Source organism: Micromonospora rubida (assembly GCF_009908295.1).
In the GTDB taxonomy this organism is placed as follows: Bacteria; Actinomycetota; Actinomycetes; order Mycobacteriales; family Micromonosporaceae; genus Micromonospora; species Micromonospora rubida.
This window is the reverse complement of the sequence record NZ_JAAALO010000001.1, coordinates 464,666-478,873: the sequence shown is the minus strand read 5'-3', so window position 1 is coordinate 478,873 and position 14,208 is coordinate 464,666. Positions and strand designations below refer to the sequence as shown.

The window sequence follows — 14,208 nt, the reverse complement described above, 5'->3', positions numbered from 1 at the left end:
CGACGGCACGACTGACCACGCGGGAGATCTTGGTAAAAAATGGCCCCCGGAGGGGCCAATTCCTTCCATGATCTCCGGCCATCCTGAGGTGCGGAACGGGATTCCCGGAAGGTGGATGAACTTCGGGCGGGATCGGACACCTCGCGACTTTGCCGGGGCCCTGGGCCCGCGCCTACCTTGCCGTCACCGCCGCCCACGCGAAAGGAGGAGGCTCGAACCTGATCATGAGATACTCATCCCCTCTCACCCTGGGTGAGGTCCGCCGTCTCCTGGCACACCTGATCACCGCCACCCGGACTACCGACCCCATACATCGATGGTCACGATGGTGACGCCGACACCAGTACCGCGCTAAACAAGCCCACTACCAGCGAAGACTTCGACTTCATCAGGCGCGGCTGGAGTATTCAGAGCCGCCCAAACTCACCTCGACGGCGGTCTCGGCCTCAGGTGCTCACCGGATGGTCGAGGATCGCGCTGAAGCGCTCCTCGGCGAGGTCGAGCTGGCTGAAGATGTGCGCCTTCACCGCCGGCGCGAGCGGGGTGTCCGGCCGGGCGATCAGCTCCCGGAAGACCGGCACCAGCGGACGGTACTTCGTCGCTGAGGAGAACACCTTCGGGCCGACCGTGTGGATCACCCCGACCCCGTTGTCGGTGAAGTCGGAAACCTTGATGACCCGGGCCCACGGCTCCCGGTCCAGGCTGGCCGCCACGTGCTCCCGGTACTGCGCGTGCCGGTCGCGCCCCGGGTCGTACGCCGGGTTGGTGACCGCGGCGACCAGGCGCGCGACCCGCGGGCCGAACCGCGCGGCGAGCACCGCCAACGCCGCCGCGGTGCGGTCGCCGGCCGCCACCTCCACCTCCGGCCCCGCCGGGTAGCGCCCCGCCCGGCCCGCCGGCTCGACCGGGTGGTCCTCTGCCCGGCCCGCCGGCTCGACCGGGTGGTTTTCCGTCAGGCCCGCCGGCTCGACCGGGTGGTTCTCCGTCAGGCCCGCCAGCTCAGCCGGGTGGTCCTCCACCGCGTCGTGCAGCAGGCCGGCGACGATCACGTCCACGTCGCGCACCTGGTAGTGGTGCATCATCCGGATCGCCACCCGCAGCAGGTGGTTCAGGTACGGCTCGCGCACCCGCCGGTCGTCGCGGTGCAGCTCGGCGGCCAGGTCGAGGGCGGCGGTGAGCCGGGCCTGCGCGCCGGAGTCGAACGCGCGGATCTCCAGCCGGAACCGCTCCAGCAGCCCGGGCTCGCCGTGGATCTCGGTGATCGCGTGCATCGGCATGCTGGCCAGGTACGGCGGGAAGTCCATGGACCACTTATAGCTGATCTTCGCCGTCGGTGGGCACCCTCGTCGGCCTTGCGACGGCCGCCACGCGGGTCAGCCGCCGCCCGACACCCGCTTGACCAGCCGGACCGGGGTTCGTACCGTCCCCGTCTCGTCCCCTGTCCCCGGCGCGGGCGGGTGGCGGCGGGAACGGTGATCGGGGTCGCCGGCCGTCGCCGTCCGGGGAGAATGGTCGGGTGGACCGGGTGCTCGCGGTGCTGGTGGCGTCGCCGCCCGCGCTGGTGCTCGCCCTGGTCTTCCTGCTTCCCGCGCTGGAGGCGTCCACCCTCCTCGGGCTGTTCGTTCCGGGGGAGATCGCGGTGCTGGTAGGTGGAGTGCTCGCCCACTCGGGTCGGCTGCCGCTGTGGGCGGTGGCTGCCATGGCGGTGGCCGGGGCGACGCTGGGCGATCAGACCGGCTACCTCATCGGCCGCCGGTACGGCCGTCGGCTGCTGTCCCACGCGCCCCGCCGGCTGGTCCGCTCGGGGGAGCTGCGGCGGGCGCTGGACCTGGTCCGCCGCCGGGGCGCGGTGGCGGTGCTGCTCGGCCGCTGGGTGGCGGGGCTGCGTGCCCTGGTGCCGGGGATCGCCGGGCTCAGCGGGGTGCCCCGGGGCACGTTCACCCTGGCCAACGTCTGCGGCGGGGTGCTCTGGGCGGTGACCGTGGCGGTGCTCGGCTACCTGGCGGGCGCCTCGTACCGGCTGCTGGAGCGCCGACTCGGCCTGGGCGGGGAGGCGCTGCTGGGACTGCTGGTGGTGCTGGTGGCGGCCCGCCTCTGGCGGCACCGCCGGGCCGCCCGCCGGGCAGCCGGATGAGGCCGTGGGGCCGGTTGCGCGGTGGGTCGGCGTGCCCGGGCGGCGGCGCCCGGCCCGCCGGGGAGCACCATGGTGGGCGGTGCAACGGCGGAGGAGGCGGCGATGGTGCGGTGGGGCTGGTTGCGGGAGGCCGCCGGCCGGGTCCGACAGGGCTGGGTGCCGGTGGTGGAGGGCACCGTGGCGGCCACCGTCGCCTGGGTGCTGGCCACCCGCCTGGTCGGGCACCCGGAGCCGTTCTTCGCCCCGGCCGCCGCGCTGATCGTCCTCGGGCAGGCCAGGGGGCAGCGGATGCGCCGGGCGGTGGAGGTGGTGCTCGGCGTCGCCGCCGGGGTGCTCGTCGCCGACGTGGTGGTGCAGGCCCTCGGGCCGGGCACCAGCTGGACGGTCTTCACGGTCATCCTGCTGACCATCGTCCTGGCCGTGGCGATCGGCGCGAGCAGCGTCTCCGTGGTGCAGGCCGCGGTCTCGGCTCTCTACCTGGTGGTGGTCTCCCCGTCCACCGAGTCGCTGGTCCCGTTCCGGTTCGTCGACGCGCTGATCGGTGGGGTGGTGGCCCTCGTCGCCAGCCAACTCGTCGACGCCCGGCACCCGCTCGCCCCGCTGGTCGCCGAGTTCCGGCAGACCTTCGAGGAGCTCGCCGGGCTGCTGCGCGAGGTCGCCGACACGCTGGACGAGCGCGACCCCACCGCCGCCCTGGCCGCCCTCGACCGGGCCCGGGGGATGGACGCCGCCGTGGAGCGGCTGCGCGCCGGGGTGCTCGCCGCCGGCGAGGCGCTGACCCTGCACGTACGCCGTCGCCGGCACCTGGGCCGGCTGCGCTCGGTCGACGCGTCCATCGGGCAGATCGACTACGCGGTGCGCAACGTGCGGGTCCTGGCCCGGGCCGGGGTGACCCTGACCCGGCTGCCCACCCCCGTCCCGCCCGGTCTGGGGGTCGCCATCCGCTTGCTGGCCGACGCGATGCACGCCGCCGGGGAGGCGTTCGCCGCCGACCTGGACGGCCGGGACGCCCTCGCCGACGAGCACGCCGCCCGCGCCGAGACGGCCGCGCTGGAGGCGGTCCGGGGCGCCGGCCGCCTGTTCACCGCCGGTCAGACCCTGCCGCTCGCGATGATCGTCGGGTCGGTGCGGGCCACCGCCATCGACCTGCTGCGCGGAGTCGGGGTGGACGACGACGCGGCCGTCCTCGGGCGGGTCGACGAAGCGCTCGGCCTGCCGGCGCTGTGACCCGGCCGGCGCGGGCGCGGGTGGTCGGGCCGGCGCGGGCGGTCAGGCCGGGCCGGGCGAGGGGGTGGCGAGCCAGTCCGCCGCCCGGCGGCGCAGCTCCGCCGGCACCTCGTGCCCGCCGGCGAACTCCGCGTAGTCGACCGGGTAGCCGAGCGAGCGCAGCCGGGGCACCAGCCGGCGGCTGCACACGTCCACCGGCAGCACCCGGTCGGCGGCGCCGTGCGACACGAACACGCGTGGCCGACCGTGGGTGACCAGGGGCGCGGCGAACCCGGGGGAGAAGGCCAGCACCGCGTGGACCAGGTCGCCGTTGGTCAGGCCCAGAGACAGCGCGTACGAGGCGCCGTCTGAGAAGCCGCCGAACGCCACGTCGGCGACCGGGTGGGCGGACAGGACGGTCTCCAGCAGTTCGTCGATCCGGCGCACGTCCGGCCCGAAACCCGTGGTGATCAGGTCCCACGTCGACGCGGTGGCCTGCGGCGCGACGAGCAGCAGGTGGTGCGCGTCGGCCAGCGGCAGCAACAGGTCCAGGCCCTGCCGGGCCGAGCCGCCCGCACCGTGCAGCAGCAGCACCAACCGGTACGGCCGTTCGTCGGCGTCGTCCGGGGCGTACACCAGGGCCCGGGGTTCGCCCCCGGGGTCGGTCACCGGCGTCAGCCCTGGCCGGCCCCGGCCGGTCGGTGGGGCCGGGCGGGCGGCCAGCCGCCCGTGCCGGTGGTCCTGCGCCGGCTCCCGGTGCGGCGGGGCGGGCTCGGTCACGTCATCCTCACCGCCTCGCGTCGGTCGTCGCCGGGGCCGGGGTACCCGGTCCGCCGCCGGCTAGGCGGCCCGGATCGCGGTAAGGGGTGGGGCCGGCAGTCGGTGCTGTCGGCCCGGGGTGTCCAATGTTCGGGCGACGTAATCCCCGGAGAGGAAACCACCCCGTGAGCAGCACCGCCGACGCCCCGACCGCCGGCCCGGGCAGCGCGCCTCCCGGCGCACCACGCGCGGTCCTGGCCGCCCGCAACGGCGTCGCGGCCGTGTTCGCCCTCAACGGCCTCGCGGTCGCCTCCTGGTTCTCCCGGGTGCCGGCGGTCCGCGAGGCGCTGGGCCTCACCGCCGGACAGCTCGGGCTGCTGCTGCTCGCCATGTCCGCGGGCTCGCTGCTGGCGATGCCGACCGCCGGGCTGGTCACCCAGCGTCTCGGCGCGGCCCGCACGGTGGCGATCAGCGTCCTGCTGGTGGCGGGCGGCATGACGGTGGCCGGGATGTCCGCCGGGTTCGCCGGGTTCCTGCCCGGCGTCGCCGTCGGCCTGTTCCTGTTCGGCTACGGCTCCGGCACCTGCGACGTGGCGATGAACATCGAGGGTACGGCCGTCGAACGGCGGCTGGGCCGGACCATTTTGCCCCGGTTCCACGCCGCATGGAGCCTCGGCTCGGTGGCCGGCGCGGGACTCGGCGCGGCGGCGGCCCGGGCCGGGGTGCCGATCGCCGCGCACCTGACCGTGCTGGCGGCGGTCGTGCTCGCCGGCACGCTGCTCGGGGCCCGGTCGTTCCTGGCGGCCGACGGGGTCGACCCGGGGTCCGCCCGCGACGCCGCCGCCGCGCGCCGCGGCTCGCTGCTCGCGGCCTGGCGGGAGCCGCGCACCCTGCTCATCGGCCTGTTTGTGCTGGTGATGGCGTTCACCGAGGGCAGTGCCAACGACTGGCTCGCGGTGGCGTTCGTCGACGGGTACGGACTGAGCGAGGCCGCCGGCGCTGCCGTCTTCGGCGTCTTCGTGGTCGGCATGACCGTCGGCCGCACCGTCGGTACGGTGGCGCTCGACCGTTGGGGCCGGGTGCCGGTGCTGCTCGGCACGATCCTGTGCGCCGGGGTCGGCGCCACCCTCGCGGTGCTGGCCGGCTCCGGGCCGGTCGCCATCGCCGGGGTCGCGCTGTGGGGGCTCGGCGCGTCGCTCGGCTTCCCGGTGGGGCTGAGCGCCGCGGCGGACGACGAGGACCGGGCGCCGGCCCGGGTCAGCGTCGTCGGGGTGATCGGCTACTCCGCGTTCCTCGGCGGTCCTCCGCTGCTGGGCCTGCTCGGCGACCAGGTGGGCACGCTGCGTGCCCTGATCGTGGTGCCGCTCCTGCTGCTGCCGGCCCTCGCCCTGGTCCCGGTGATCCGGCCGCTGGCCGGCTCCCGGCCCACCCGCTGACTGAACCCCCGCTCGGCGCCCCGGGGGTGCCGAGCGAACGCCGGGCCGCCGTCCCTGCCGCCGGAGGCCGCCGGGTCCGCTTGGCCGCCGCCGGGCCGTCGACACCGGTCACCGGGCGAGCGTACGGCCCGCCGGCCCCGTGGTCAGGTTCCTCTCACCCCGCATCCAGCAGGATGTCAGGCGGGGGTGCTCCACTGGTGGGACGCTGAGGAGAGGAGCCGGGCATGGGCTGGTTCAGCCGGCGACAGCGCGCCGTCGATGGGATCCCGACGAAACTCGACCGGGAGGCGACGCCCGACGACCTCGCCGCCCTGGAGACATTCGTGGCCAGCCGCCGGGGTGTGGAGTTCTACCTCGAGCCGGAGACCACCGCGACCGACACCACCGTGGTGGCGATCGCCCACGACGGGGAGTGGATCCGGCGGCGGACCGGTTCGCCCCGGGCCGCTGCGAAGATCGCCCAGCGGCACGCGGTGCCCCTGTACGAGGCCGCCCGCACCGGGTACCCGGAGCGGATGCGGGCCTGGAACCGGGCGCACCCGGAGCGCCGGGCGCGTTGACCCCGGGCGGAGCCGTCACCCCCACGGGCCGTCGGGATTGGGTGGCACCCGCTCGGTGCGTAGGTCACCCGCTCAGCGCGCGGGTCACCGCGTAGCCGAGCGACGCCGCGGCCAGCCCGGCGGCCACGCTGGTCAGCGCGTTGGCCAGGGCGGTCCACCGGGGTCCGTCGCGGGCCAGCCGCAGCGTCTCGTAGCCGAAGGTCGAGTAGGTGGTGAGCGCGCCGCAGAAGCCGGTGCCGAGCAGCGCGGCGGCGGCCGGCCCGACCGGCGCGGCGACCAGGGCGCCGAGCAGCAGAGAGCCGAGCACGTTCACGGTCAGGGTGCCCCACGGGAACGACGAGCCGTGCCGGGACTGCACGGCCCGGTCGGTGAGGTAGCGCAGCGGCGCCCCGACGGCCGCGCCGAGGGCGATCAGCAGGACCGTCACCGGGCCCCCCGATCCTCGTCGGCCCGGTCGTTCGGGGCCGGCCCGTCCGCCGCCCGGGAACCGCCCGCGCCCGGCCCGTCACCGCCCGCCGCTGCCGGCCGGGCCGAGCGGCGCAGGAGCCGGCCGGCAGCGGCGTCGCCGAGCCACACCGCGACCAGCGCCCCCACCAGGGTGGCGACCAGGTACGCCAGCGCGGTGCCGGCCGCCCCGGCGGCCACCGCCAGCCGCACGTCGACCGCGTACGTGGAGAAGGTGGTGAACCCGCCCAGCACGCCGACGCCGAGGAAGGGCCGGGTGAGCGGCCGGGTCCGCCCGGCGGCGACCACCGCCATCAGCGCCCCGATCAGCAGGCATCCGGTCACGTTGATGGCGAACGTCGCCCAGGGGAAGCCGGTGGGCCGGTGCGGGAAGGCGGCCTGGAGCCCTGCGCGGGCCAGCGCGCCGAGCACGCCCCCCGCCGCGATCACGCCGAGCACCGCCGCCGGGTGCGCCCGCAGTTCGCCCCGGTCCCCGGGCACGCGCAGGTCGACGTCGGGATCGACCCGGCGCGGGTCCGCTCCGGTCACCTCGCCCTCCCACCAGCACGTCCGCCGCCGGCGGGAACCCGTCGGCGGCGGACGTGCTGGTGCCCGGCGGCCCCTCGTGGCTTCGCCGGGACGAGCCTACCGGCGGCGGGTCCATCGGCCGCCGCGACGTAGGCGGCGCGTCCGGTCAGCGGACGGCGGCCACCGCCGCGTCGGCGCCGCCCCGCCACAGTGTGCCGGCCTCGGTGAAGCCGGCGGCGGTCAGCGTGGCGAGGTGCCAGGAGACCGGGGGGTTCCACTCGGGACTGTGCCCGGTCGGGTAGATCTCTCGGCGCCGCGCGACCAGTGGGCCGAGCACCGGATCCGCGCCAGCCCGCTCCCACCAGTCGGGCCACGACAGGGCCGCCCCGGCGGCGTACCGGGCGGCCCGGCGCTCGCGGGCCCGGGCGGTCAGTCTGCCGGTCAGCCCCGGAAGCGCGTCGTCGGGCATGTGGTCGGCGTTGACGAAGAGCCCGCCCGGCCGCAGCAGGCCCCGGATCTCGGCGTAGAGGTCGGTGAGCCGGTCGGCCGGCAGCCAGTGCAGGGCGGTGGCGGTGAGCACCGCGTCGTAGTCGCGGTGCGGCAGCCGGTCGGGCCAGTCGGGGCGGCTCAGGTCGGCGACCAGCACCTTCGCCCGGTCGCGCAGCGACGCACCGGCCAGGGCCAGCAGCGCCGGGTCGAGGTCGACCAGGGTTACCTCGGCCCGGGGGAAGCGGGCCAGCGCCCGCAGGGAGATGGTGCCGGTGCCCCCGGCGAGGTCGAGCAGGCGGGGCGCGTCCCCGTCGGTGACCGCGTCGACGGCGTCGAGCATGGCGGCGAAGCGCGCCTCCCGGTCCGGCATGAACGCCTCCTGCTGCCGGTCCCAGCTTTCCTGAAAGGCCGTCGCCGTGCCGGCGAGCCGGTCCGCAGCCTCTGCAATGTAAGGAGTCATGCCGAGCAGGCTAGTTACGCCACCGGTGCAAGTCCAGACCTTGTTGCAAACTATTTGCATTTGCCTGATGATGGCAGTGCGATGATCGCCGGAAGGCCGGCGTGGGCGTCCCGGGCGGCGGTGGTTCCATCCCCGCCCGGGACGTCGCCCCGTGTCGCCCATCCCGCCGGGCTGACAGTCCGAATTTCTCCAGCGCCGCTGCTGCGCGAGCGGCCGCTCGACCCCGAGAACCCGTGACCCACATCACTCCCGCCTCCGGTTGACCTCAACGCTGCTTCATCTCCGAGCCTGGGTGGCAAGCAAGGGCGAGCCACACGGAGGTACGGCATGAGAGTGATCGAGGTGACCCGGTTCGGTGGGCCGGAGGTGCTGGCGCTGACCGAGGTGCCGGACCCGTCGCCGGGCCCGGGCGAGGCGGTGGTCGCCGTGGCCTACGCGAACGTGCTGTGGATCGACACGGCGATCCGGGCGGGCCGGGCCGGGGCGTGGTTCCCGGACCGGCCCCCGTACCGGCCGGGCTCGGGGGTGGCCGGGACGGTCGCCACGGTGGGTGCCGGCGTCGATCCCGCCTGGGTCGGCCGGCGGGTGGTCACGCGGACCGGGCCGGAGGGCGGTTATCTGGACCGGGCACTGGTGCCGGTCGACGAACTCTTCGCCGTGCCCCCGACGGTGTCGCTGCGGGACGCCGCCGCCCTGTTGACCGACGGGCTCACCGCGTTCGCCGTGCTCGACCTGGTCGGCGGCGTCCGGGCCGGCGATCGGGTGCTGGTCACCGCCGCCGCCGGGGGAGCGGGCGCGGTGCTGCTCCAGGCGGCACACGCCGCGGGCGCCCGGGTGGTCGGGGCGGCGCGCGGGGCGACCAAGCGGGACGCGCTTCGCCGGCTCGGCGCCGAGGAGATCGTGGACTACTCGGCCCCGGACTGGACCGATCGGGTAGGCGCCGTCCTCGGCGGCGTCGACATCCTCCTCGACGGCGCCGGCGGGGCGTACGGCCGGGCCGCGTTCGATCTGGTCGTGCCCGGCGGCCGGACGTGCGCGTACGGCGCCCCGGCCGGTGGCTTCGCCGTGCCGGACCCCGCGTCGGCCCGTGACCGGGGCGTGGCGGTCACCGGCATCGGGGACCTGCGGGCCCTCACGGCGCAGGCCCGACGGCACCACCTGCTGGCGGCGCTGGACGCCGTCGCGGCCGGCCGGGTGACGCCGCTGGTGGGGCAGACGTTCCCGCTGGACCGCGCCGCCGACGCACACCGGGCCATCGAGGACCGGGAGACAATCGGCAAGACGCTGCTCTCCGTCTGACCCGGACGGACCAGGGCCGGCCGGGGACCGACGCCCCGGCCGGACGCCGGTCAGCGGCCCGGGTCGACCCCGGCCCTGGTCGGCCGGGGCCGGCGGGACGGAATCGGCTGTCGGTCAGCGGACCGGGTCGGCCGGGGCCGGGGTGACGGGGTCGGCGACCACCGGGGTAGCACCGGCAGGCCCGGCCGGGGCGGGGATTCGGGCCGGGCCGGCCGGCGGCGGGATTCGGGCTGGGTCGGCCGGGTCCGGGGCCGGTGCCGGCCGGGCGGCCAGCCCGCCGAGCAAGGCGCCGAGGAGCGCGGCGAGGGTGATGACGCCGGTGGTCACCTCCGGCGTCCAGCCGATCCCGGCGTCCAGCGCGAGCCCCGCCAGGTGCCCGGCGACCACCAGCCCGGCGAGCAGGGCGCCGGCGAGCGGCAGTCGCAGCGCGGCGTCCCGCCCACGGATCGCGTCCAGCCGGAGCAGCAGCACGTCGGCGAGGCCGGCGCCGCAGACCGCCCCGAGGGCGGCCCACGCCTGCGGTGTCGGAAACTCGTGCATCACCAGGTCGAACAGCGCCACCCCGGCCGCCAGGGCGGCGGCCGTCCCCGGGGTGGCCCGCCTCCGGTGGGCGAGCAGGAACGGCCCGACCAGCACCAGCGTGGTGATCAGGTACGCGTCGACGCCGAGGATCGCCGCCTGCTGCGTCCCGACGGCGCCGATCGCGCGGGTCGGCGCCAGGGTGAGGAACGCCGACGCGTAGGTGAGCAGGATCGACGGCACCATCACGCCCAGGGCCAGGGACGCCACCCCCGTCGCCGATCGTCCGCCTCGTTCCCCGCTGGCCCACCAGGACCGCAGCGGGCTGGTCAGCAGCAGCACCGCCGACGCGTCCAGCAGCAGGTGGCTGGGGCTGAACTCGGCGTCCAGGCCCACCTCCACCCCGAGGATCTCGTGCCAGGCCATGTCGGCCAGGCCGGCGAGCAGGAAGACCACCGCGCCGATCGCCCCGACCCGGTAACCGGCCGGGAAGGCGTCCCGCCACCACCGGGGTGCCGCGTCGCGCCGCTGGTACGCCAGCCAGAACGTCCACGCCGCGGTGGCGACGAAACCCGCGTAGAGCAGGCCGTGCCACGGGGTGAAGAACCCCTCGATGGTCTCGACGATGTTGCTGTGCGCCCAGCCGTCGGACATCGCCCCGGCCGTCAGGCACGCGCCGAACAGGACGGTGACCAGGTCCTCCCGGCGGGTGGCCGGCGGCACCCGGGGGACGGCCGCAGGGGCGCACGGGGATGTCTTGTGGTGGACTCCGCTGCTCGTCATCAGTGGCCCTCTCGGAAGTCGGCGACTCGACGTCATTGTGCGACTCCTCTGTGTGATGAGCTGGGATCCTCGGGTGTTCGTGCCGGGCGGGTCGCCCCCACGTCCACCTGGTGGAACACCCGGCGTGGGGCTTCCCGTACTACAGGTCTCCCGGGCGCCGGCGGGTTCCGTCCGCCGTCAACGGATGTCGGTCCCCCGCGCCACGATGGCGGGATGAGTCAGATCGCGTTGTTCCACTCCGTCTACGGCCTGCGCCCGGCCGTGCTCGCCGCCGCCGACCGGCTCCGCGCGGCCGGGCACCAGGTCGTCGCCCCCGACCTGTACGGGGAGCCCGCCGCCGACACCGCCGAGGCGGGGTTCGCCCTGCTCGACAAGATCGGCAAGGGGGCCGTGCTCGACCGGGCCCGGGCGGCCGTGGCCGACCTGCCGCCCGACACGGTCCTGGCCGGCTTCTCGTTCGGCGTCTGGGTGGCCGCCGAACTGCTCGCCGAGCGCCCCGACGCCGCCGCCCTGCTCCTGTGGCACGGCGTCGCCGGCCCGCCGGAGACGGTCCGGCCGGGCCTGCCGGTGCAACTGCACCTCGCCGACCCCGACGAGCACGAGCCGCAGGACGAGGTCGACGCGTGGCAGCGGGCGATGACCGCCGCGGGCGCCGACCTCTCGGTGTACCGCTACCCGGGCCCGGGTCACCTCTTCACCGACGCGGACCTCCCTGATCACGACCCGGCCGCCGCCGAGCTGACCTGGGAACGCGTGCTCGCCTTCCTCGACGGCCGCTGACGGCGCACGCCCGGCTGACCCGGCCCCACCCGGCGGCCTCGGTCGTCAGGCGGCCTCGGCCAGCCGGGCGGGTCCGGCCCCGGTGGCCGGGCGGTCGGCCTCCGTCAGGCCCGTCGCCCCGACCGCCACGGTCCGGTCCACCGCTCGGCCCGCCGTCGGGCCCGCCGTTCGAACCGCCACCGCCCGCTCGGTCGTCGCCCGGCCTGTCGTCGCCCGGCCTGTCCGGGGGCGGGCCGTCGCGCCGGGGCGCACCCCGGCAGCCGCCGCCGTCGCCGTGCCGGCTGCGCCCCGGGCGGCCGTCGTGCGCTCGGGAGCTGCCGGTGCCACCGACGCGACTGCCGGTGCGTCGGTCGTCGTGCCGCCCGGCGTCGGCCGGTCGGCCGGCCCGGCCCCGGTTCCGCCGATGCTCCCTGTCGGGTCCACCGGGTCCACCGGGCCCACTGACCTGACCGCCCCGTCGGATGCCGGCGCTGCCCGCTCGGGTAGGCGGACGACCGGCGCCCATCGGCCGTCGGGCCAGGCCGCGCCGTTGGGCCCGGATCGGGCCGCCCCGCTGTCTCCCGGCCCGCGCCGGATTTGCCACGCCGGCCGGCCGGCCGGCGTGGCAGGGCCGCCCGACATGCGGTGGTCGGGTGCGGAAGGACGGGTGACCGCGAGCCGCAGGGTTCCCGCCCCGTGTCGGGCGGAACGGCGATCGTGGGGCGTGGGCCCTCGGATGGGCCGGTGGGCGTGGGGCGTGGCATATCCCGGGCCGAACCGGCGGGTGTTGGGCGGGCAGCCACGGCGTGGCCGGCCAGCGCGGTCAAGCCCCGCCGGGCGGCCGGCGACCGCCCAGTCCCCATCGGCGGGCCACCGCCACCCCGGCGGGGCAGGGGCGCGCCGGTCGGGTATCCCAGGGTCGTATCGGTTGATCGCGCCGGGTGTCCCAGGGTCGCGCCGGCCTGTCGCGCCAGGTCCGCCGGGTGAGTCAGGGCGGCGCTGATCGGCAGCGTCGGGTGCCTCAGGGCGGCGCTGATCGGCAGCGTCGCCAGGCGCGGGCCGACCGGGGTTCCCAGGTCGACCCGCCGGGCGATCTCGGTCCGTACCGACCTGGGCAGCCGGTCGTGCGCGACCCGGCGCAGCGCCGGATCGGCGACGCGGTAGCCGTCCCGGGCCGTGCGTCGCAGCAGGCCGCGTCCGGCGAGCCGGCGCAGGACCGGCTCGGCCCGCCCCGGCGCCCAGCCGATCGCCTGGTCCACCGTCGTGGCGGGGGCCGACGGCCCCAGCGCGGCGACCACCATCGTCGCGGCGCGCTCCGTGCCGTCGCAGGCGTCCAGCCTGGCAGTGGCGCTCGCGCGCACCCGGTCCGGCAGCGCTGCCGCCGGGTCCGCCCCCTCGGGGATCCGCCGCGCGTACGCCTCGGCGGTCCCGGGCAGGCCGCCGACCAGGGGCAGCAGCCGCGTCGCCAGCGCCGTCGGCTGACCGGCCCGGGCGAGCAGTTGACGCAGCAGCCGTCCGGTCTCCACCTGGGAAAGCGGCGGCAGTGGCACCTCGTCGCGCCGGTCGTCCGGCCCCGGCCGGGTGTCGGCCCACTCCGGACGGTGGGTGGTCACCACCGCCAACGGCAGTCGCCGCACGACGGCCGCCGCGATCAGGCCGCGCAGGAACCGGGTCACCGCCGGGGCGGCGCGGTCCAGGTCGTCCACCGCCACCACCAGGGGCTGCACGGCGGCCTGAGACAGCAGCAGCCGCTGCCAGACCACCGCGCCGGCCGGGAACGACCCGTCCAGCAGCCCCTCCAGGGCGACGGCCGTGGACAGCGCCCGCACCGGCGGCACCAGGCCGTCCGTCGCCGCCAGCAGCCGTCGGCGGACGGTCGCCGGCGGGTCCTCGGCGCGCACGTCGGCGAACGCGCGCAGCAGGTCGGCCACGGGTTCCACCGGCCGTTCCGGGAACGGCGGGCAGGCGACCACGTACCAGCGCACCGGCGTCCCGTCGGAGGCGTCGACGGCCCGGCGCAGTTCGTGCAGCATCCGGCTGCGCCCGCTGCCGGCCGGGCCGACCAGCGACACCCAGCGGGGGCTGTTCTCGCGTACCGCCCTTAGCACCTGGTCCCGCGCGTGCGCCAGGTGGCGGCGGCGGCCGACCAGCCGGCCGTGGTGGCCGGCCGGCTCGGGGCGGGCCACGCCGGCGGCGATCGAGACGTCCATCGGCAGTGGCTTGCCGGCGACGGTCAGCGGGGGGAGCGCGCGGTGCGCGATCAGGGTGGCGGTGGCGCGGCGGGTGGCCGCGCAGACGACGACGGCGCCGGGCGGGGCGTGCTCCTGGAGGCGGGCGGCGGCGGTGATCACCGCGCCGCTGGCCGTGCCGTGCGCGCCGTCGCGCAACGCGGCGACGTCCACCAGCGCCTCGCCGGTGGCGACCCCGACCCGGGTACGCAGGGCTGGCGCGCCGGGCAGCGTCCGCCCGTCCAGCGCGCGCTGGATCTCCAGCCCGGCCCGCACCGCCCGGTACGCGTCGAAGCCGTCGGACTCCCGCGCCCCGAACAGGGCCATCACGGCGTCGCCGACGTACTTCTCGACCACGCCACCCCACCGGGCCAGCACCCCGGCGACGGTGTCGAAGTACGCGCGTTGCAGCGCCCGGACCTCCTCCGGGTCGAGCCGGTCGACCAGCGCGGTCGAGCCGACGATGTCGGCGAAGAGCACGCTGACCGTCCGCCGCTCCTCCGGCACGGGCCAGTCCGCCGGTGCCGTGACGTGCGCTTCTGTGACGATCGTGGACATAAGCATCGCACCGTCCTTCCCCCCGTTTGGTGCCTGACGACCTCTG

The 14,208-nt window shown here is 76.7% G+C and carries 13 protein-coding genes; 6 read left to right on the top strand and 7 right to left on the bottom strand.

All coding sequences use genetic code 11. From position 1 onward, the window contains the following. Nucleotides 1–446: 446 nt before the first annotated feature. Complete coding sequence (locus GVV04_RS02015; protein ID WP_161684007.1) at nt 447–1,304, bottom strand: HD domain-containing protein; 858 nt, start codon at nt 1,302–1,304, stop codon at nt 447–449. A gap of 212 nt (nt 1,305–1,516) precedes the next feature. Here GVV04_RS02015 and GVV04_RS02010 point away from each other — a divergent pair, with 212 nt between their 5' ends. Next, complete coding sequence (locus GVV04_RS02010; protein ID WP_201752789.1) at nt 1,517–2,134, top strand: DedA family protein; 618 nt, start codon at nt 1,517–1,519, stop codon at nt 2,132–2,134. A gap of 69 nt (nt 2,135–2,203) precedes the next feature. After that, on the top strand, nt 2,204–3,361 hold the full coding sequence (locus tag GVV04_RS02005) for an FUSC family protein (RefSeq protein WP_235965535.1): 1,158 nt from the start codon (nt 2,204–2,206) through the stop codon (nt 3,359–3,361). Between the two features lie 42 nt (nt 3,362–3,403). Here GVV04_RS02005 and GVV04_RS02000 read toward each other — a convergent pair whose 3' ends face one another. Beyond that, nucleotides 3,404–4,120, bottom strand: coding sequence for an alpha/beta hydrolase (locus GVV04_RS02000; protein ID WP_161684006.1), 717 nt, complete (start codon nt 4,118–4,120; stop codon nt 3,404–3,406). A gap of 164 nt (nt 4,121–4,284) precedes the next feature. Here GVV04_RS02000 and GVV04_RS01995 point away from each other — a divergent pair, with 164 nt between their 5' ends. After that, nucleotides 4,285–5,535, top strand: coding sequence for an MFS transporter (locus GVV04_RS01995; protein WP_328822154.1), 1,251 nt, complete (start codon nt 4,285–4,287; stop codon nt 5,533–5,535). A gap of 224 nt (nt 5,536–5,759) precedes the next feature. After that, a complete protein-coding gene (locus tag GVV04_RS01990) occupies nt 5,760–6,095 on the top strand; it encodes a hypothetical protein (RefSeq protein ID WP_161684004.1) in 336 nt (111 codons plus the stop codon). A gap of 64 nt (nt 6,096–6,159) precedes the next feature. Here GVV04_RS01990 and crcB read toward each other — a convergent pair whose 3' ends face one another. The 3 genes from crcB to GVV04_RS01975 all read right to left on the bottom strand — a co-directional run bounded on the left by crcB (nt 6,160) and on the right by GVV04_RS01975 (nt 8,016). After that, nucleotides 6,160–6,522 (bottom strand): fluoride efflux transporter CrcB, encoded by a 363-nt coding sequence (gene crcB, locus GVV04_RS01985; RefSeq protein WP_161684003.1) that lies wholly within the window; start codon nt 6,520–6,522, stop codon nt 6,160–6,162. Continuing rightward, nucleotides 6,519–7,088, bottom strand: coding sequence for a FluC/FEX family fluoride channel (locus GVV04_RS01980; RefSeq protein ID WP_161684002.1), 570 nt, complete (start codon nt 7,086–7,088; stop codon nt 6,519–6,521). The genes crcB and GVV04_RS01980 overlap by 4 nt, the downstream gene beginning before the upstream one ends. Nucleotides 7,089–7,233: 145 nt before the next feature. Continuing rightward, a complete protein-coding gene (locus GVV04_RS01975) occupies nt 7,234–8,016 on the bottom strand; it encodes a class I SAM-dependent methyltransferase (protein WP_161684001.1) in 783 nt (260 codons plus the stop codon). A 327-nt stretch (nt 8,017–8,343) separates the two neighbouring features. On the opposite strand from GVV04_RS01975, the gene GVV04_RS01970 reads away from it, so the two are divergent. Continuing rightward, on the top strand, nt 8,344–9,315 hold the full coding sequence (locus tag GVV04_RS01970) for a zinc-binding dehydrogenase (RefSeq protein ID WP_161684000.1): 972 nt from the start codon (nt 8,344–8,346) through the stop codon (nt 9,313–9,315). A gap of 114 nt (nt 9,316–9,429) precedes the next feature. Here GVV04_RS01970 and GVV04_RS01965 read toward each other — a convergent pair whose 3' ends face one another. Continuing rightward, nucleotides 9,430–10,617: a hypothetical protein gene (locus GVV04_RS01965; RefSeq protein ID WP_161683999.1), complete on the bottom strand. Its 1,188-nt coding sequence runs from the start codon at nt 10,615–10,617 to the stop codon at nt 9,430–9,432. A 213-nt stretch (nt 10,618–10,830) separates the two neighbouring features. Between GVV04_RS01965 and GVV04_RS01960 the strand changes: the two genes are divergently transcribed. Beyond that, nucleotides 10,831–11,397: a dienelactone hydrolase family protein gene (locus tag GVV04_RS01960; RefSeq protein WP_161683998.1), complete on the top strand. Its 567-nt coding sequence runs from the start codon at nt 10,831–10,833 to the stop codon at nt 11,395–11,397. A gap of 104 nt (nt 11,398–11,501) precedes the next feature. On the opposite strand, the gene GVV04_RS01955 is transcribed toward GVV04_RS01960, so the two are convergent. After that, the gene (locus GVV04_RS01955; protein ID WP_235965534.1) at nt 11,502–14,168 is read right to left on the bottom strand and encodes an AAA family ATPase; all 2,667 of its coding nucleotides are present in this window, start codon (nt 14,166–14,168) and stop codon (nt 11,502–11,504) included. Nucleotides 14,169–14,208 lie beyond the last annotated feature (40 nt).

Bases quoted from the DNA above. Each gene is read 5' to 3' on its own strand.
- GVV04_RS01955 (WP_235965534.1), bottom strand. From the start codon at position 14,168: ATGCTTATGTCCACGATCGTCACAGAAGCGCACGTCACGGCACCGGCG.
- GVV04_RS02005 (WP_235965535.1), top strand. From the start codon at position 2,204: ATGGTGGGCGGTGCAACGGCGGAGGAGGCGGCGATGGTGCGGTGGGGC.
- GVV04_RS01990 (WP_161684004.1), top strand. From the start codon at position 5,760: ATGGGCTGGTTCAGCCGGCGACAGCGCGCCGTCGATGGGATCCCGACG.
- GVV04_RS01970 (WP_161684000.1), top strand. From the start codon at position 8,344: ATGAGAGTGATCGAGGTGACCCGGTTCGGTGGGCCGGAGGTGCTGGCG.
- GVV04_RS01960 (WP_161683998.1), top strand. From the start codon at position 10,831: ATGAGTCAGATCGCGTTGTTCCACTCCGTCTACGGCCTGCGCCCGGCC.
- GVV04_RS02015 (WP_161684007.1), bottom strand. From the start codon at position 1,304: ATGGACTTCCCGCCGTACCTGGCCAGCATGCCGATGCACGCGATCACC.
- GVV04_RS01975 (WP_161684001.1), bottom strand. From the start codon at position 8,016: ATGACTCCTTACATTGCAGAGGCTGCGGACCGGCTCGCCGGCACGGCG.
- GVV04_RS01965 (WP_161683999.1), bottom strand. From the start codon at position 10,617: ATGACGAGCAGCGGAGTCCACCACAAGACATCCCCGTGCGCCCCTGCG.